This window comes from Streptomyces laurentii (assembly GCF_040635425.1).
Classification (GTDB): domain Bacteria; phylum Actinomycetota; class Actinomycetes; order Streptomycetales; family Streptomycetaceae; genus Streptomyces; species Streptomyces laurentii.
Genome location: NZ_JBEYHT010000011.1, coordinates 35,409 through 52,544 on the forward strand (window position 1 = coordinate 35,409; position 17,136 = coordinate 52,544).

Genomic DNA, 17,136 nt, shown 5'->3' on the forward strand with positions numbered 1-17,136 from the left:
GTGCCGCGCGTGCTCATCGGATCTCGGCCCGGGAGGAAACCATGAACGAGCTCACGAGTCTGACGGGGCTTCGGATATCACCGCACGGGCTGGCGATCTTCCTGCTGGTCTGGGGGCTGCTGGCAAGCCTGTTCGGGTGGTTCCTCGCTCTCCGGCGGACCGGCGTCGCCGAGAGCACGGCGGGCCGGGGCGATCGGACGCGGCAGGACGCCCACGCGGCGTACGGGCGAGGCGGTCCGCCGCGTGCGGCGCAACCCGAGGGAAGGCGGCGGACGAAGAACATCGCGTGGGTGCTCGCCGTGCTCGGGCCCGCCGCCGTGATCACCGGAGTCGTGCAGCTCGTCGGGTAGTGACCGCACGGAACACCAGGTCGGGGGCGGGCCCGTCCAGGGCCGCGCGAGGTGCCCGCTCCCCGAACGCCGGACACGCGTACGGGGTGACCCCATGGGGCCACCCCGTACGACGGTCGCCGGTGTGCCGGCGCTCAGACCTGGAGGTCGAGATCCGGCCCGATGCGGTTGCGGACCGCCGTCTGCACCTCGGCCTCCTCGGCCGGGTCGGCGGCGAGGCGGCGCAGGCGATCGGCCACGCGCGCGTCACCGGTCTCGGCGTGCAGCGCGGCCAGTTCGCGGGTGGTCTCCTCGCAGTCCCACAGGCACTCGACGGCGAAGCCCGTCGCGAAGCTCGGGTCGGTGGCGGCCAGTGCCGTCGCCGTACGGCCGCGCAGCTGGGAGGAGGCCGTCTCGCGATAGACGTGCCGCAGGACGGCCGCCGCGCAGACGATGCCGAGGCGTCCGGCGCCGTCCACGAGCGGATAGAGCGCGGGCGCGTCGGGGCCCTGGGTACGCACGATCTCTCGCAGGGCGCCGAGGACGCGGGGGGAGTCCTGGGTGCCGCCGCGGCAGGCGAGCGTCCCGGCCGCCGCGGCGCCGAGCGCGTCGGGGCGTCGGATCCACCGTCGCGCGCGGTCGACGGCCGCCTCGCCGGGCATCCGCCGGTACGCGGTGACGGCCGCGTCGGCGACGGCGTGGGAACCGTCGTCGACGGCGCATTCGATGAGGTCGAGGACCCCGGGGTCCTGGGCCTCGGCGAGGTAGTGCAGCGCGGCGCGGCGGGCGCCGTCGGGTCCTCCGGCGGCGGCGTCGAGGAGCGTGGCGCGGTCCTCGGGCGCGGCGACGGCGACCAGGCAGCGGGCGGCGGGCCCGCTCAGGTCCGTACCCCGCTCGTGGCCCTCCTGGGCCCAGTCGAGGACGGCGCGCACGCTCCAGCCGGGGCGGGGCCCGGTGGGGCGCAGCTGCCGCTGCCAGCGGTCGAAGGAGCCCTGCTCGCGGGCGGCCCGGATGCGGGCGCCGACCGTCTCGCGCGGGTCTTCGGCCCACAGCCGCCAGGGGCGGGGCTCGTAGGCGTCGCGGACGGCGGCGGCGAGCGCGGCCTCGCCCTCCGGGGTGGCCGGGAAGCGGGCGAGGACGGGACCGGCGAGGGTCCGCAGGCCCGCGTCGTCGTCGCGCAGCGCGAGCTCGTCGAGGGCCCAGGCCCAGCTGGCCCCGCCGGCCGCGTAACGGCGCAGGAGCAGCAGCGCGTCGTGGCGCCCGTAGGAGGCGAGGTGCCCGAGGACGGCGAGCGCGAGCCCGGTCCGGGACTCCTCGGTGTCGAGCTGGTCCTCGACATCGAAGAGGTGCGCCTCGATCTCCTCCAGACCGCCGTGCAGGTCCAGGTAGAGCCGTGCGTAATAGAGCGAGCGGTTCTCGACCCGCCAGTCCTGGCGCGGGTCGCCGAGAACGCAGTGGTTCAGGGCCGCGAGGGCCTCGGCACGTGGTGCGGCGAGCGCGTGGAGGGTGCCGTCGCCGCGGCCCCTCTGCAGCAGACCGAGCAGAGTGCCGCTCGGCGCTATGACTGGATCGAACATGGAAGACGCCTCATATCAAGCTGTCGACACGACCGGGGGGAATCCGTGATGAACCGGGACAGGCTGTTCGCCTAGGCCGCGCGGCAACATGTCGGGCCGTCCGTCGTCCTGTGCTTGTCAGTGACCATCTTCCTCTGCCTCTCGTCGGTGGCCCCCTGCGGGCCCGACGTCATGATGACCCACCCATTTCGCCACCGCGACCACATTTACCGCGCCGTCTCACCTGGGGTTCAACCGTCGTTCACCGGGATCCGAAGAGTTCCAGGAGTTCGATCTTGCCGAACATCCGTGCGGTATCGAGGGCGGACGGAGTCCCGGATTCCGGATTCGCCCCGCCGGCGAGGAGCGCGCGGACGACGGCGTCCTCCCCCTTGAAGACGGCGCCGGCGAGCGGGGTCTGACCGCGGTCGTCGGCCCGGTCGGCGTCGGCACCGCGGGCCGGCAGCACGGCGACGGCCTCCGCGTGCCCGTGGTAGGCGGCGAGCACGACGAGGGAGTCGCCCCGGCCGTTGGTGAGATCGGCCGGGACGCCCGCGTCGAGACAGGCGGCCAGGGTCGTCGCGTCCCCCACGCGCGCGAGGTCGAAGACCTGGGAGGCCAGTTCGACGACCTCGGGGTCCGGGGTCTCGTACCCGCTCATCGTTCACAACCCTTCCTGCTCGGCCCGCGCACGGCAGGCGCGGCCGTACGAGTGAACCGACAGGGTACTGCCCGCCGGGCGACCCGAGGCGGCATGTGCACGGCAAGGATCACTCCGGACCCGCCGGGAACCCGCCCCTACCTCATCCGGCGCGTTCCGCCACCGCAGGAGGCCGTCCCGTGCGCCGGGCCGGTGAAATCGCGAGCGATTCACCCATTGGCACCTTTAGTCACATAGATACTTCCCGTGAACCTGGAAGGACTGATGGTGACTGTCCCCTCAACCAGGAGAAACCTCATGATCCTGTCCATCTCGGGCGTGGTCCTGCTCGGCATCATCTGCTTCCTGTTCTTCAAGAAGGACGGGCTCAAGGCGTCCCACGCCTTCGTCTGCTCGCTCTTCGGCTTCTACCTCGCGGGCACCGCGATCGCCCCGAGCATCACGGCCGGCGGCCAGAGCCTCGCGAGCCTCCTGGGCGGCATCAAGTTCTGACGCCGCCCCTCCCGTCCCCACCCTCCACGTCCCCTCGCCCCTCTCGCCCCTCTCGTCCCCCGCGTCCCTCTCGCCCCCTCGCATTCCAGGAGTACGACGTGTCCCGGCGACCACTTCCCCGCATCCTGAGCAGCGGCAGCGACCGGATCGCCCGCAGCCGAGAGCTCGCGCGCACGGCCGCCGACGGCGCCACCGACGTGCTCCAACCGCTGATCACCGTCTCGCGCGGACTGCGGAAACTGGCCGCCGCCGCCCGCGCCCGGTGGGCCGCGACACCCAAGGAACGGCGCGGTCCCACGCTGCTCGTGGCCGCGGCCTGCCTCCTGGTCGTCGCCTTCCTGCCGTACGGGCCGCTGCTCGCGCTCGCCGCGCTGATGGCCGCGGCCGCCTGGCAGGGCCGGGAACGCCCGGTGGCGCGGACCGGCCCCGACCCGGCCGAGTCCACCCGGCTCCAGGGGCTCTACGAGGCCCTGGTGCCGTATCTGTCGCTCCCCGAGGACCCCGCGCCGCTCTACGCCCACGGCGGCGACTGGACCGCCGTCTTCGCGGACCAGGCCTTCGACGAGGACGGCCGGCTCACCCGGCTGCGCCTCGCCTACCCCCCGTACTTCATGGACGGCGAACCCGCCGCACGCGCGCGCGTGGAGCAGGTGCTGCACGCCAAGTCGGGGCGGGGCCGCGAGTACCTCTTCGACTGGGACGAGGAGGGCAACCGGCTCACGCTGCGGGTGCTGCCCGCCCTGCCCACCACCATCGCCGCCCAGCGGTTCGTCACCGTCCCGGGCGAGACGGTGCTCGGCTTCACCGACGCCGACGCCGTCCAGCGGACCGTACCCGTGCGCGCCGGGGACGGGGCAGCGGACGCCCCGGCCGTGGTCTGGCGCACCGGCCCTCACTCCACCGAGCCGCACCTGCTGGCGATCGGCCGCCCCGGCGGCGGCACCACGACCCTGCTGCGCTCGATCGCGCTCCAGGCCCTGGCCCACGGCGACGTCCTCGTGATCGACGGCGACGGGACGGGCGGGTACGCGTGCCTGACCGGCCGGGACGGGGTCCTCGCCGTCGAGTGCGGGCTCGCCGGCGCGCTGGCCAGCCTGGAATGGGCCGCGCACGAGACCGAGCGGCGGCTCCTGGTCGCGAACCAGGCCCGGCAGGCCGGATACCCGGCCCCCTCGGACACCCGCCGCCCGCTGTGGATTCTGCTCGACCGGCCCGGCGCGCTCGGCGCCCTCGCCGCCGCGGCCGGCCGCCCCGACCCGCAGGAGCTGCTCGACGTGCCCCTGCGGCACGGACGCGCCGCGCAGGTCACGGTGGTGGTGGCGGAGCAGTACGACAGCGCGGACACGCTGTGCGAGACGGTACGGAGTCAGACCCGGGCGCGGATCGCGCTCGGGCCGGCCGCGCCGGAGCAGATCGCCGCCGTTCTGGGGGCACCCCCGCACACCACCCCGGTCGCGCATATGCCACCCGGTCGGGGATATGCCCGCCTGGGCACCGGCCCCGTCGTCCGCCTGCAGGTGCCCGCGACCCCCGACCCGTACGACGACGCGACCAGCGAGGCGCACTGCCAGGCGGTCCTGGAACTGCTGCCGCCGCGCCGGAACGAGCCGGCCGGACCGGACACGGCGGCCGCGCCGATGGTGGTGGCGCCGGGACCGTCACCCGAGCCCGACCTGGATCTGGACGCGGACACCGCGCCGACCCTGCGCAAGAAGCCCGGCCTCCCCTCACCGGTCCCGGCGGAAGGCTGAACCCGGCACCCGGCACCCGGCCGAGACCACGGCGGCGGTGACCCCATGGGGCACCGCCGCCGTACGTTTCCTTGGCCGCTCCTAGGCCACGAACGACCGGGGCGACTCCACCCCCGCGCCGCCTCCGGAGCCCACCAGCCGGGCCGCGGCGGCCAGCCGGGCGGCCGCCTCCTCGGCGACCGGGCCCGCGACGGTGAACGGAAGCCGCACATACCCCTCGAAGGCGCCGTCCACGCCGAAGCGCGGCCCGGAGGGGACCCGGATGCCGACCCGCTCACCGACCTCGGCGAGCCGCGAACCGGACAGCCCGCCGGTGCGTACCCACAGCGTGAGCCCGCCGCTCGGCACCTCGAACTCCCACTCCGGGAGCTCGGCGCGGACGGCGGACACCAGCGCGTCACGGTTCTCGCGGGCCTGGTCGCGACGCAGGGCCACGGCCTCCTGCCAGCCGCCCGTGCGCATCAGCCAGTTGACGCCCAGCTGTTCCAGGACGGGCGTGCCGAGGTCGGCGTAGGCGCGGGCGGCGACCAGGGACCGGATGACGTCGGGCGAGGCCCGTACCCAGCCGATCCGCATGCCCGCCCAGAAGGCCTTGCTCGCCGAGCCGACGGTCAGCACGGTGGCGCCGGCCGGGTCGAAGGCGCAGACCCGGCGGGGCATGTCCATGCCCTCGTCCAGGTGCAGCTCGACCATCGTCTCGTCGACCACCAGCACGGTGCCGGCGGACCGGGCGGCCTCCACGAGCTGCCGGCGCTGGTCCTCGTCGGCGAGGGCGCCGGTGGGGTTGTGGAAGTCGGCGACGACGTACGCGAGGCGGGGCGCGGCATCGCGCAGCACCTGACGCCAGCGGGGCAGGTCCCAGCCGCCGAGGCCCTCGGTCATGGCGACGGGCACCAGCCGGGCGCCGGTCTCGCGCATGAGCTGGAGGATGTTGGCATAGGACGGGGACTCGACGGCGATCCGCTCGCCGCGGCCCGCGAAGAGATGGCAGATCGCGTCCATGGCGCCCATGGCACCGGTGGTGACCATGATCTGTTCGGGCATGGTGGGGATGCCGCGCTCGGTGTAGCGGTCGGCGAGCATCTGGCGCAGCGCGGGGAGTCCGGCCGGGTAGTCGCCGTGGGTGTGGGCGTACGGCGGCAGCTCCTCCAGGGCACCCTGGATGGCGCGGGTGAGCCAGGGTTCGGGCGCGGGCAGCGCGGCGCAGCCGAGGTCGATCATGGAGCCGAGGGACTCGGGAGGCAGCGGTTCGAGGCCCCGGGCGGGCAGCGGGTTGCCGGCCGGCACGGCGGTCCAGCTGCCGGCGCCGCGCCGGGACTCCAGGAAGCCCTCGGTGCGCAGCGCCTCGTAGGCGGCGGCGACCGTGGTGCGGCTGACGGAGAGGGCGACGGCGAGTTCGCGTTCGGCGGGCAGCCGGGCGGCGACCGGGACGCGGCCCTCCAGGACGAGCAGCCGGACGCCGTCGGCGAGGGCGCGGTAGGCGGGCGGCTTGCGGGCACCGGGCACGGCGGGCCGGGCCTGCTGGGCCTGGAGCTGCCGGGCGAGCTGAGCCGGCCCCACAGCCGAAGTCCACTGGGCCATGGAAATCAGTCCACCTTCCGCGAATTGGCCATGGTTGACGCATGGCCTCCCGCCACAGAGTGGCATGAGCCAGTCCACTCACACCACCCAGGTCATCCCAGGGGGCAGTCCCTTGTCCATAGCCACCGGCCTCCGCGGCCGCCATATCCCCCGCAGGCTCGTCCAGCTGTACGCCGGTCTCGGCCTGTACGGCGTCAGCTCGGCGCTGCTCGTGCGCGGCGGGCTCGGCCTGGAGCCCTGGGGCGTGCTGCACCAGGGCCTCGCCCGGCTGACCGGGCTGAGCATCGGGGTCGTCTCGATCATCGTCGGGGCGGTCGTGCTGCTCCTGTGGATCCCGATGCGGCAGCGGCCGGGCCTGGGCACGGTCTCCAACGTCTTCGTCATCGGCCTGGCCATGGACGGGACCCTGGCCCTCACCCCGGAGACGGACGGCTGGGTGGCCGGGATCACCCTGATGCTGCTCGGCATCGTCCTCAACGGCGCGGCCACCGGCCTGTACATCGCGGCCCGCTTCGGACCCGGCCCGCGCGACGGCCTGATGACCGGGCTGCACCAGCGGACCGGGCGGTCGATCCGGCTGGTGCGGACGGCGATCGAGGTGGCGGTGGTCGCCACCGGCTTCCTCCTCGGCGGCTCGGTCGGGGTCGGCACGGTGCTGTACGCGCTGGCGATCGGCCCGCTCGCGCAGCTCTTCCTGCGCCTGTTCGCGATCGCCGAGCGCGACGCCGCGTCCGGGCCGGCATCCGGGCCCGTGGCCGCGTCCGGGACCCTGGCCGCGTCCGGGACCCTGGCCGGCCCGGCGGGCGCGGCCGCCGAAGCCGCGGGCGTGCCCACCGCCTGACCCGCCGCCCGAGACGGCGCCCGCCCCGGGCCGGGCGCGCCGCCCGATCCGCCGCCCGTTCCGGCCCGGTCACCTCGGCGACACCGGAGCGGGCCATACTGCGGCGGTGACTCGCGAACGCCATCCCTTCCTCGACCACCCGGCGCCCCTCCCCTTCGCCCACCGCGGCGGCACGGCGGACGGCCTCGAGAACACGGCGGCCGCCTTCCGGCGCGCCGCCGCGGCCGGTTACCGCTACTTCGAGACGGATGTGCACACCACCTCCGACGGCCGTCTGGTGGCCTTCCACGACGCGACCCTGGACCGGGTCACGGACGCCGGGGGCAAGATCCGTGATCTGCCCTGGTCGGCGGTCCGGCAGGCCCGGGTGGCGGGCCGGGAGCCGCTGCCGCTCTTCGCGGACCTGCTGGAGGAGTTCCCGGAGGCGCGCTGGAACGTGGACCTCAAGACCGAATCGGCGCTGGCCCCGCTCCTGGACCTGATCCGCGCGGCGGACGCCTGGGACCGGGTGTGTGTGAGTTCGTTCACGGAGGCCCGGGTGGCGCGGGCGCAGCGGCTCGCCGGGCCGCGGCTGGCCACCTCGTACGGCGTGACGGGCGTCCTCGGCCTGCGGCTGCGCTCGCTCGGCATACCCGCGGCACTGCGGGCCGGGGCGGTCGCCGCCCAGGTGCCGGAGCGGCAGGCGGGCGTCCCGGTGGTGGACCGCCGGTTCGTGCGCACCGCCCACGCGCGCGGGATCCAGGTGCACGTGTGGACGGTGAACGAACCGGAGCGGATGCACGCCCTCCTGGATCTTGGCGTGGACGGCATCATGACCGATCATCTTCAGACGTTGCGCGAGGTCCTGACCGACCGGGGTCTGTGGATCTGAGCACACGGAATTCCGCCACAGGAGCCACGGGGACGAGCGAGGGGGCGCGGCCTTGACCGACGTCGACACGACCGAACGGCCGGACGGCGAGGCCGCCGATCCCGGCGGTTCCGGCGATCCGGCCGAACGCCGCCGCGAACAGCGCGGCTGGTACTTCTACGATTTCGCGTGCTCGGTCTACTCGACGAGCGTGGTCACGGTCTTCCTGGGCCCGTATCTGACCTCGGTCGCCAAGGCGGCGGCCGACGCGGACGGGTTCGTGCACCCGCTGGGCGTGCCGGTGCGGGCGGGTTCGCTGTTCGCGTACGCCGTCTCCGCCTCCATCGTCGTCGCGGTCCTGGTGATGCCGCTGGTCGGCGCGGCGGCGGACCGTACGGGCCGGAAGAAGCCGCTGCTCGCGGCCTCGGCCTATCTGGGCGCGGCGGCCACGGCGGGGATGTTCTTCCTGGAGGGCGAGCGGTATCTGCTGGGCGCGTTCCTGCTGGTCGTGGCGAACGCCTCGCTGTCGGTGTCGATGGCGCTGTACAACGCCTATCTGCCGCAGATAGCCGGGCCCGACGAGCGGGACGCGGTCTCCTCGCGCGGCTGGGCGTTCGGCTACACCTCGGGCGCGCTGGTGCTCGTGCTCAACCTGGTCCTGTACTCCGGCCACGACTCCTTCGGCTTGTCCGAGGGCATCGCGATACGCATATGCCTGGCTTCGGCGGGCCTGTGGTGGGGCGCCTTCACCCTGGTGCCGCTGCGGCGGCTGCGGGACCGCCGGATCGCGCGGACGGCCGGCGACGGCCCGGGAGCGGCCGGCGGGGGCGCGGTGGGCGGTGGCTGGCGGCAGCTCGCGTCGACCCTGCGCGACATGCGGCGCCATCCGCTGACGCTGGCCTTCCTGCTCGCCTACCTGATCTACAACGACGGCGTGCAGACGGTGATCTCGCAGGCGTCCGTGTACGGCTCCGAGGAGTTGGGCCTGGATCAGACGACGCTCATCACGGCGGTCCTCCTGGTGCAGGTGCTCGCCGTGGCGGGGGCGCTCGGCATGGGCCGCCTCGCGCGCGTGTACGGCGCGAAGCGGACGATCCTCGGGTCGCTGGCGGTGTGGACGGTGATCCTGGTGGCCGGCTACTTCCTGCCCGCCGAGGCCCCGGTGTTCTTCTACTGCCTGGCGGCGGCGATCGGCCTCGTCATGGGCGGCAGCCAGGCGCTGTCGCGGTCGCTGTTCTCGCATCTGGTGCCGCGCGGCAAGGAGGCGGAGTACTTCTCGGCCTACGAGATGAGCGACCGCGGACTGAGCTGGCTGGGTCCGTTGGTGTTCGGTCTCGCGTATCAGCTGACCGGAAGCTATCGGGATGCCATCATCTCTTTGGTGATCTTCTTCGGTGTCGGGTCCGTGCTCCTCGCGCGGGTGCCGGTGCGGCGCGCGGTGGAGGCCGCGGGGAACCCCGTACCGGCCCGGATTTAGACGTGGAAGTGATTGGGCGGTAGTGTACGCCTTTGGCCTGCCAGGCGGACCGTTACTGCGTGCTGACTTGGTGAAGACGTTGAGTGACATCTCCTGCCAGATGTGACAAAACGGGCACTGGTGGGTACAAAAAGGGGCGGCACGACGGGCGACGCATGACCCGGAACGGGAATCTTTACCGCCGACCGGACGTTGACCGGATGACGACGACAGCGACACCTGTCCTGTGGGCGACAAGCCCGGGAGGCACGATTCATGAGTGAGCGAGCTCTTCGCGGCACGCGCCTCGTGGTGACCAGCTACGAGACCGACCGCGGCATCGATCTGGCCCCGCGCCAGGCGGTGGAGTACGCATGCGAGAAGGGGCATCGTTTCGAGATGCCGTTCTCGGTCGAGGCGGAGATTCCGCCAGAGTGGGAGTGCAAGGTCTGCGGGATCCAGGCACTCCTGGTAGACGGGGACGGCCCCGAGGAAAAGAAGGGCAAGCCGGCGCGTACGCACTGGGACATGCTCATGGAGCGGCGCACCCGTGAGGAGCTGGAGGAGGTGCTGGCCGAACGGCTGGCGGTCCTTCGTTCCGGCGCCATGAACATCGCCGTGCATCCGCGCGACAGCCGGAAGTCCGCCTGACGGACGCGCACGGTTCAGAGATACGCCGCGGGGCCCGGTACACATCGTGTACCGGGCCCCGCGGCGTTCTCGTACGTCCCGAGAGCCCCGAGCGTCCTCAGCGCCCCGAGACCGTTCCGGGCCCAGGCCGCGAAAAAGCCCGGGCCGGAGCCCGGGCGGTGGAACCGGAATCAGGACACCGGCGTCAGGGCATCAGAGGCGGGCGCGGCTCCTGGGGCTCACGCGGCCCCTGAGGCCCGTCCTGCCGGATGACCTCGCCTGGCACCACCTTGCCGTCCGGACGGTGCATACGGGCCTGCTGGAAGGCGTCCTGGAGGCTTCCGGGGGCGGCGGCGCTCATCCGGCGCTCCACGGCCTTCTCCGCGTACCGTCCGACGGCCGTACGGACCTGCGGGACGAGGAGCAGCAGACCGACCGCGTCGGAGACGAGGCCCGGGATCATCAGCAGCAGGCCGCCGAGCATCAGGAAGCCGTTGCGGTCCTCCGCGCCGGCCCGGTCCGCCTCCGCGGGCGTCTCGCCGCGCCGCGCGGCCTCCTGGGCGCGCTGGAAGGTGCCGGTGAGGTTGGCGAAGGCACGGCGGCCGGCCCGCTTGATCACCGTGCCGCCGAGCACGGCGCCGCCGACGAGCAGCAGCAGGACGGTGACCCCGCCCGCCACGTCGGCCACGACGGTCAGCAGCCAGATCTCCAGGACCAGCCAGGCGGCGAGGCCCAGCGGCAGGAATCTGCGCGCGCGGGAACGTCGGGGGGCGGGGAAGGAGGGCGATGCGCCGGTCGTCATGCTCCCCAGTGTGCCTGGCGGCCCGTGGGAACGTCGTAAAGGAAAGATCGGCTACGCGCGCGAGGAGCGCGGCCCGGGGAGCGTGCGCGCCCGAAGGCCCGGCCGCCCGGCCGCTGCTCGTACAACGTCCGGCGTCAGGACCGCTTGCGGCCGCCGAGGATGTCGCCGGCCTTCCGCGCGCGGGCGGACAGGCCCCAGCCGGTGACCCGCCACAGCGCCTCGACGAGGATGTCCTTGCTCATCTTGGAGTCGCCGATCTCCCGCTCCACGAAGGTGATCGGCACCTCCACGACATGGAAGCCGGCGGCGACGGCACGGCGGGCCAGGTCGACCTGGAAGCAGTAGCCGGCCGAGGCGACGTCGTCGAGGCCGAGGCCCTCCAGGGTGCCCCGGCGGAAGGCCCGGTAGCCGCCGGTGACGTCGCGGATCGGGACGTCCAGCATGAGGCGGGAGTAGAGGCTGCCGCCGCGGGAGATGAACTCGCGGGACTTCGGCCAGTTCACGATCCGGCCGCCGGGCACCCAGCGGGAGCCGAGCACCAGGTCCGCGCCCTTGAGGGCGGTGAGCAGGCGGGGCAGTTCCTCGGGCTGGTGGGAGCCGTCGGCGTCCATCTCGACGAGGACGTCGTAGCCGTGCTCCATGCCCCAGCGGAAACCGGCCAGGTAGGCGGCGCCGAGGCCCTCCTTGCCCTTGCGGTGCAGGACCTGGACGTGGTCGTCCTCGGCGGCCAGCTCGTCGGCGATCTTCCCGGTGCCGTCGGGGCTGTTGTCGTCGGCGACGAGCACGTACGCCTCGGGCACCGCCTCCCGCACGCGCGAGACGATCGGCTTGATGTTCTCCGCCTCGTTGTAGGTGGGGATGATCACCAAGGTCTTGCCGAGCGGGCCGTAACGCCTCTGGCCACCGTCGTTCACTACTGCCCCTTCGGGATACCTGCGCGAGCCCCCACCATAGCGAGCCTCGCACAGGGGGGTACGGACGGGACCGCGGACCGATGCCCTCCGGTCCGGAAAACCCTCCCTCGCCCCAAAGGCCGAGCGGCCTCCGGCGCCCACGGGGAGGGTCCGTCCGCCGCGGACGTCCGGGGCGGACGCTCGCGGGGGACGCGGAGAACCTACCGCTCCCCGGCGGCCCTCCGCCCTTGACCGCTTGACCTGCGGAGACGAGCGATCCCCGAGCCGCCCGCCGAAGATCCGCAGGTCGCGGGCGAGCCCCGGGAGGGGCGGGAGCCGTATGGAACCCCGTTACGTCACTCGTTCGGCCGTACGAAGACCGTCTGGCCGGAGACGACGGTCCGCAGGCAGACCGGAAGCGCGCTCCCGGGGGTCAGGTCCGGCAGGCCGGGCGTCCCGGAGCGGGGGTCGGTGGACCAGCGGGCCACCCGGTCGTCCGGCGCCTGGACGACCAGCTCGCCCGCCCGCCAGATCGCGTAGTCGGCGGGGGCGCCGGGCACCAGGGTGCCGGCGTCGTCGCGGCCGACCGCGCGCCAGCCGCCGCGGGTGTGCGCGGTGAACGCGGCCCGTACCGAGACCCTGTGCTCGGGCGTGCGGTGGAAGGCGGCGGCGCGCACGGTCCCCCACGGGTCGAGCGGGGTGACCGGGCTGTCCGAGCCGAAGGCCAGCGGCACGCCGGCGCGCAGCAGGGCGGCGTACGGGTTGAGGGCGCGGGCCCGCTCGGCGCCGAGGCGGTCGGCGTACATGCCGTCCTCGCCGCCCCAGTACGCGTCGAAGGCCGGCTGCACGGAGGCGGTCAGGCCCAGCTCGGCGAAGGCGGCGACCGACTCGGGGGTGAGCATCTCGGCGTGCTCGACGCGGTGCCGGGCGGCGCGGATCCGGGCCAGGCCCAGCTTCTCGGAGGCGGCCCGGACGCCCTCGACGACGGCGTCGACGGCGGCGTCGCCGATGGCGTGGAAGCCCGCCTGGAGCCCGGACTCGGTGCACGCGACGACATGGGCGGTGACGGCCGCCGCGTCGAGGTGGGCGACGCCCGCGCTGGAGTGGTCGGCGTACGGCTCGTGCAGGCAGGCGGTGTGCGAGCCGAGCGAGCCGTCGGCGAACAGGTCGCCGGCCGCGCCGAGGGCGCCGAGGGCACGGGCCCGGTCGATGTCGAGGTCGGCCCAGTAGCCGACGATCCGGGGGCCGGGCTCGCTGCGGGCCAGGTCGAGCAGGCCGGTGAAGTCGTCCTCGGAGGAGATCTCCGGGCCGCCGCACTCGTGCAGGGTGCCGATGCCGAGCGAGGCGGCGTGGTGCCGGGCGGCGCGCTGCGCCTCGGTGCGCTGACGCGGGGAGAGCGCGGCGTAGGAGGCGGCCCGGACGGCGTGGTGGGCGGCGCCGGTCAGCGGCTGCTGCCCGTCGTGGAAGCCGTCGAGCGCGCGGACGCTGGGCACCAGGTCGAGCAGGGCGGTGGTGACGACGGCCGAGTGGACGTCGATACGGGTGAGGTAGAGCGGACGGCCGCCGGTGAGCGCGTCCAGCTCGGCGCGGGTGAGCGGGCGGCGCTCGGGCCAGCGGGCGGCGTCCCAGCCGTGCCCGATGAGGATGCGGTCCTCGGGGCGCGCCTCGGCGTAGGCCCGGATCCGCTCCGCGGCGTCGGCGAGCGAGGCGGCGGACGACAGGTCGAGGCCGGTGAGGGCCAGACCGGTCGCGGTGGTGTGCACATGGGCGTCGACGAACGCGGGGGTGACGAGCGCGCCGTCGAGGTCGACCACCTCGTCCACGCCGGAGGCGAAGGCGTCGGCGGCGCCCTCCGAGCCCACCCAGGCGACGTGCCCGCGCTCCACCACCATGGCGGTGGCGAAGGGGTCGGCGGGGCTGTGGACTTCTCCACCGCGCAGCAGCACGGTGCGGTCTTCGTACACGCTCATGCGACCAGGCTAGGACCTGCCGGGACCCGGTTTGTCCGCCGGGCCCCGGTTCGGAGCGGGCCGGCAGCCGTGGTGATCTTGAAACCGGCCCCGCGCCGGCCCCGCGCCGGCCGGGCGGCGGCCGGGCGGCGGGCCTAGATCCGGGGTGGCCGGGCCTCGTACGGGGTGGACAGGACGACGGTGGTCCGGCTGGAGACATGGGCCTGCGAGCGGATGCGGCCGAGCAGGTGCTCCAGCTCCAGCGGGGTGGCGACGCGCACCTTGAGGATGTAGTTCTCCTCCCCCGCGACGCTGTGGCACGCCTCGATCTCGGCGATGTCGGCGAGCCGGTCGGGGGTGTCGTCGGGGGCGCTGGGGTCGAAGGGTTTCACCGAGATGAAGGCGGTGAGCGGCAGGCCGACGGCCTCCGGGTCGACGACGGCGGCGTAACCGCGGATGACTCCGCGCTGCTCCAGACGGCGGACGCGCTGATGTACGGCCGAGGTGGACAGGCCGGTGGCCTTGCCCAGGTCGGTGTAGCTCATGCGCCCGTCCTTGACGAGCAACTCGACGATCTGACGATCCAGCTCCTCCATGCGGTGACCCTAGTGCCCCCGAGGGGACGTGGGACAGTCGGGGCGGACCTCTATGCGGCAGTTCGCGCCACCCTGAGGCACCTGCGCCGTTCATGTGACGAACGCCACATGTTTTACAGGACCTCGGGCGGGGGCCTCACGGTTATGCGGCGGGCCGCATGGGAATTGCTTGCTGTGGTCACGGCCGCCAGATCCGGCCGACCCGTTCGAGGGGGAGAGTCTCCATGCAGGAGCCCGTTGAATCCGTCGACGCGCCCGAAGAGCAGGACGCGTACGACACATTCGAGATGTACCGGGTGATCTGCCCGGATTGCGTGCAGCCGATCGCGCTGCTCGCGGACGAGGACGTCCTGCCGGAGCACGCGCTCTGCCCGTCCCCGTGGAACCCCTTCGTCCTCACCGTCTGCTCCGGGACGGGGCGGCCCGCCGCCGACGCCCGGCCGGCGGACGAGACGCTGGAGGTCCAGGAGCAGGACACCGCCCTGCTGCTGACGCTGCCGCAGGGGCTGGACTGGCGGATGCAGCCGTTCTCGCACGTGGGCGGGCCGGGCTCGCGCCCGATCAAGCCGGCCCAACTGCGCCGCGCGGCCTGAGACACGTCCGGGGCCGCGGCCCCGGACCGGGCTCGTGCCGTGCCGTGCCGTGCCGTGCCGTGGGGGCGGAGTGCCCGGGCAGGGGTGCGGGGTTCGGGACGGCTCAGGGAGCTCGGGGCGCTGATCAGGGCCGGTGCCGGGGACGCGTCGAACTTCCGCGCTACGGGGTCGGGCGGTGACCGGGGGCCCCGGCGGGACGTTGGGCCGGACATGAGCACGCTGTATACGACACCCAGCGGATACGGCCGGCACCGGCAGCCGGAGCCGCACTCTGAAGAATCGGTTCGGCGGGAGCTTCCCGCGCCTGCCGTCACAACGTCCCCCGGACCCTCTGCCGCGGCTGCGCCCGCACCCGCACCCGCCGCCGCGTCGCCGTTGCCACCGCCCGCGCCCCGGCCCGTACCCGCTCCGGCACCCGCCCGGTCGGCGGCTCAGGCACCGCCGCAGCCGCGGCCCGCCCCGGCGGGCACGGCCCCGGCACCGGTTCCGCCGCGGCCGCAGCCCGGGGGCGCGGTGGCCCCGGCCGCCGTTCAGCCTCCGGCAGCCCTCGCGCAGCCCGCCGATCCGCCGATCTACGCGGCGCTGCTCCAGCTGTGGGCCGGCCAGGGCAGGACCCTGCCGGGCCGGCGCGACCAGGAATGGAGCCGGCTGGCGGCCGGGCCGGTGTGGGCCGACCGCACCGTCCGTGTCAACGGGACTCTGGTCCGGCGAGGTGACGGGCGATGACCACGCGCTGAATCTGGTTGGTGCCCTCGACGATCTGGAGCATCTTCGCCTCGCGCAGGAAGCGTTCGACGGGGAAGTCCGCGGTGTAGCCGTAGCCGCCGAGCACCTGCACCGCGTCCGTCGTGACGCGCATCGCCGCGTCCGAGCAGAAGAGTTTCGCCATGGCCGCCTGCTTCCCGAACGGCCGTCCCTCGTCCCGCAGCCGCGCCGCCTCCAGGTACAGGGCCCGCCCCGCCTCGATCCGGGTGGCCATGTCGGCGAGCAGGAAGCGCAGACCCTGGAAGTCGGCGATCGGGCGGCCGAACTGGCGCCTCTCGCGCGCGTACGGCACGGCCGCGTCCAGCGCGGCCTGCGCGAGGCCCACGGAGCAGGCCGCGATGCCGAGCCGGCCCGAGTCGAGGGCGGCCAGCGCGATGGTGAAGCCCTGGCCCTCCGCGCCGATCCGCCCCTCGTCGGGGATCCGGACGCCGTCCAGACGCACCTGGGCGGTGGGCGAGCCCTTCATGCCCATCTTGCGTTCGGGCGCGGCGGCGCTCAGTCCCGCCGCGTCGCCCGGCACCAGGAACGCGGTGATCCCCTTCGGGCCCGGTTCGCCGGTGCGGGCCATCACCGTGTAGAAGTCGGCGATCCCGCCGTGGGTGATCCATGCCTTGGTGCCGTCCAGGACCCAGGTGTCGCCGTCCCGGACGGCCCGGGTGCGCAGGGCGGCGGCGTCGGAGCCGGAGGCGGGTTCGGACAGGCAGTACGCGCCGAGCAGCCCGCCGCCCAGCATGGCCGGAAGACGCGCGGCGCGCTGTTCCTGGCCGCCGTAGGCGGCGAGGGCGTGGCAGGACAGGGTGTGCACGCTCACACCAAGGGCGACGGTGAGCCGGGCGGCGGCCAGCTCCTCCAGGACCTGGAGGTAGACGGCGTACGGCTGGTCGCCGCCGCCGTACGCGGAGTCGTACGGAAGGCCGAGCAGGCCGGAGGCGGACAGCAGGGTGAACAGCTCGCGGGGGAACCGCCCCGCGGCCTCCTCCTCGGCGGCGCGGGGCGCGATCTCGCGCGCGGCGATCTCGCGTACCACCGCGAGCAGTTCGCGGGCCTCTTCGGTGGGCAGCCGGCGTTCCACGGGCTGCGGGGCGTGGTCGGGCATGGGCGGCGCGCTCCTTCCCCGCCGGGCCCGCGCGGGCCCGGCACCGCACCGATGCTGCCCCGGGGCGGGACGCGCGCGGGGGCGGCAGGCGGCGGGGGCGGCGGAGTGTGCCCGTTCGGCGGGTCGAGGGCCGCGCGCCGAGGGCCCCGGCGTGGCTCACCCGGGGGCGCGGGTCACATGAGGCCTGCCCGGGTGACGAACACGGCGAGGAGGACCACCAGGGTCCAGCCGAGAATCCGCTCCAGGATCCGGGGGCCGTCGTCCTTGGGGCCGCCGGTACGGGCGCCCGCGCGGA

16 protein-coding genes and 1 pseudogene are annotated in these 17,136 nt (G+C 74.2%); 8 read left to right on the forward strand and 9 right to left on the reverse strand.

Annotated features, from left to right (window positions below; genetic code table 11):
• Positions 1-41 precede the first annotated feature (41 nt).
• The gene (locus tag ABZ693_RS09845) at positions 42-350 is read left to right on the forward strand and encodes a hypothetical protein (RefSeq protein ID WP_359875272.1); all 309 of its coding nucleotides are present in this window, start codon (positions 42-44) and stop codon (positions 348-350) included.
• A 134-nt stretch (positions 351-484) separates the two neighbouring features.
• Here ABZ693_RS09845 and ABZ693_RS09850 read toward each other — a convergent pair whose 3' ends face one another.
• Positions 485-1,906: a HEAT repeat domain-containing protein gene (locus ABZ693_RS09850; protein ID WP_359875273.1), complete on the reverse strand. Its 1,422-nt coding sequence runs from the start codon at positions 1,904-1,906 to the stop codon at positions 485-487.
• 241 nt (positions 1,907-2,147) lie between these two features.
• The gene (locus ABZ693_RS09855; protein WP_359875274.1) at positions 2,148-2,546 is read right to left on the reverse strand and encodes an ankyrin repeat domain-containing protein; all 399 of its coding nucleotides are present in this window, start codon (positions 2,544-2,546) and stop codon (positions 2,148-2,150) included.
• Between the two features lie 297 nt (positions 2,547-2,843).
• Between ABZ693_RS09855 and ABZ693_RS09860 the strand changes: the two genes are divergently transcribed.
• Positions 2,844-3,038, forward strand: a complete 195-nt coding sequence (locus ABZ693_RS09860; protein ID WP_359875275.1) for a hypothetical protein — start codon at positions 2,844-2,846, stop codon at positions 3,036-3,038.
• 98 nt (positions 3,039-3,136) lie between these two features.
• Positions 3,137-4,789: a hypothetical protein gene (locus ABZ693_RS09865; protein ID WP_359875276.1), complete on the forward strand. Its 1,653-nt coding sequence runs from the start codon at positions 3,137-3,139 to the stop codon at positions 4,787-4,789.
• An 81-nt stretch (positions 4,790-4,870) separates the two neighbouring features.
• On the opposite strand, the gene ABZ693_RS09870 is transcribed toward ABZ693_RS09865, so the two are convergent.
• On the reverse strand, positions 4,871-6,370 hold the full coding sequence (locus ABZ693_RS09870; protein ID WP_359875277.1) for an SCO1417 family PLP biosynthesis transcription factor: 1,500 nt from the start codon (positions 6,368-6,370) through the stop codon (positions 4,871-4,873).
• 64 nt (positions 6,371-6,434) lie between these two features.
• On the opposite strand from ABZ693_RS09870, the gene yczE reads away from it, so the two are divergent.
• The 4 genes from yczE to ABZ693_RS09890 all read left to right on the forward strand — a co-directional run bounded on the left by yczE (position 6,435) and on the right by ABZ693_RS09890 (position 10,168).
• Complete coding sequence (yczE, locus tag ABZ693_RS09875) at positions 6,435-7,211, forward strand: membrane protein YczE (RefSeq protein ID WP_435842385.1); 777 nt, start codon at positions 6,435-6,437, stop codon at positions 7,209-7,211.
• Between the two features lie 106 nt (positions 7,212-7,317).
• On the forward strand, positions 7,318-8,082 hold the full coding sequence (locus tag ABZ693_RS09880) for a glycerophosphodiester phosphodiesterase family protein (protein ID WP_359875278.1): 765 nt from the start codon (positions 7,318-7,320) through the stop codon (positions 8,080-8,082).
• A gap of 52 nt (positions 8,083-8,134) precedes the next feature.
• Positions 8,135-9,538 carry an MFS transporter gene (locus ABZ693_RS09885; RefSeq protein WP_359875279.1) on the forward strand — a complete coding sequence of 468 codons (1,404 nt, stop codon included), beginning with the start codon at positions 8,135-8,137 and terminating at the stop codon, positions 9,536-9,538.
• A gap of 255 nt (positions 9,539-9,793) precedes the next feature.
• The gene (locus ABZ693_RS09890) at positions 9,794-10,168 is read left to right on the forward strand and encodes an RNA polymerase-binding protein RbpA (RefSeq protein ID WP_015032218.1); all 375 of its coding nucleotides are present in this window, start codon (positions 9,794-9,796) and stop codon (positions 10,166-10,168) included.
• Positions 10,169-10,352: 184 nt separating this feature from the next.
• On the opposite strand, the gene fxsA is transcribed toward ABZ693_RS09890, so the two are convergent.
• The 4 genes from fxsA to ABZ693_RS09910 all read right to left on the reverse strand — a co-directional run bounded on the left by fxsA (position 10,353) and on the right by ABZ693_RS09910 (position 14,387).
• Positions 10,353-10,949: an FxsA family membrane protein gene (gene fxsA / locus ABZ693_RS09895; RefSeq protein WP_359875280.1), complete on the reverse strand. Its 597-nt coding sequence runs from the start codon at positions 10,947-10,949 to the stop codon at positions 10,353-10,355.
• A gap of 134 nt (positions 10,950-11,083) precedes the next feature.
• Positions 11,084-11,863 carry a polyprenol monophosphomannose synthase gene (locus tag ABZ693_RS09900; protein ID WP_359875281.1) on the reverse strand — a complete coding sequence of 260 codons (780 nt, stop codon included), beginning with the start codon at positions 11,861-11,863 and terminating at the stop codon, positions 11,084-11,086.
• 335 nt (positions 11,864-12,198) lie between these two features.
• Positions 12,199-13,812: an amidohydrolase gene (locus ABZ693_RS09905; protein WP_359875282.1), complete on the reverse strand. Its 1,614-nt coding sequence runs from the start codon at positions 13,810-13,812 to the stop codon at positions 12,199-12,201.
• Between the two features lie 134 nt (positions 13,813-13,946).
• Positions 13,947-14,387, reverse strand: a complete 441-nt coding sequence (locus ABZ693_RS09910) for an Lrp/AsnC family transcriptional regulator (RefSeq protein ID WP_359875283.1) — start codon at positions 14,385-14,387, stop codon at positions 13,947-13,949.
• A 224-nt stretch (positions 14,388-14,611) separates the two neighbouring features.
• Between ABZ693_RS09910 and ABZ693_RS09915 the strand changes: the two genes are divergently transcribed.
• Positions 14,612-14,980 carry a hypothetical protein gene (locus ABZ693_RS09915; RefSeq protein ID WP_359875285.1) on the forward strand — a complete coding sequence of 123 codons (369 nt, stop codon included), beginning with the start codon at positions 14,612-14,614 and terminating at the stop codon, positions 14,978-14,980.
• A gap of 688 nt (positions 14,981-15,668) precedes the next feature.
• Here ABZ693_RS09915 and ABZ693_RS09920 read toward each other — a convergent pair.
• Both ABZ693_RS09920 and ABZ693_RS09925 read right to left on the reverse strand, forming a co-directional pair.
• Positions 15,669-16,841, reverse strand: coding sequence for an acyl-CoA dehydrogenase family protein (locus ABZ693_RS09920; RefSeq protein ID WP_359875286.1), 1,173 nt, complete (start codon positions 16,839-16,841; stop codon positions 15,669-15,671).
• 173 nt (positions 16,842-17,014) lie between these two features.
• A pseudogene (locus tag ABZ693_RS09925) lies at positions 17,015-17,128 on the reverse strand (SCO1431 family membrane protein); the annotation flags it as partial.
• Positions 17,129-17,136 lie beyond the last annotated feature (8 nt).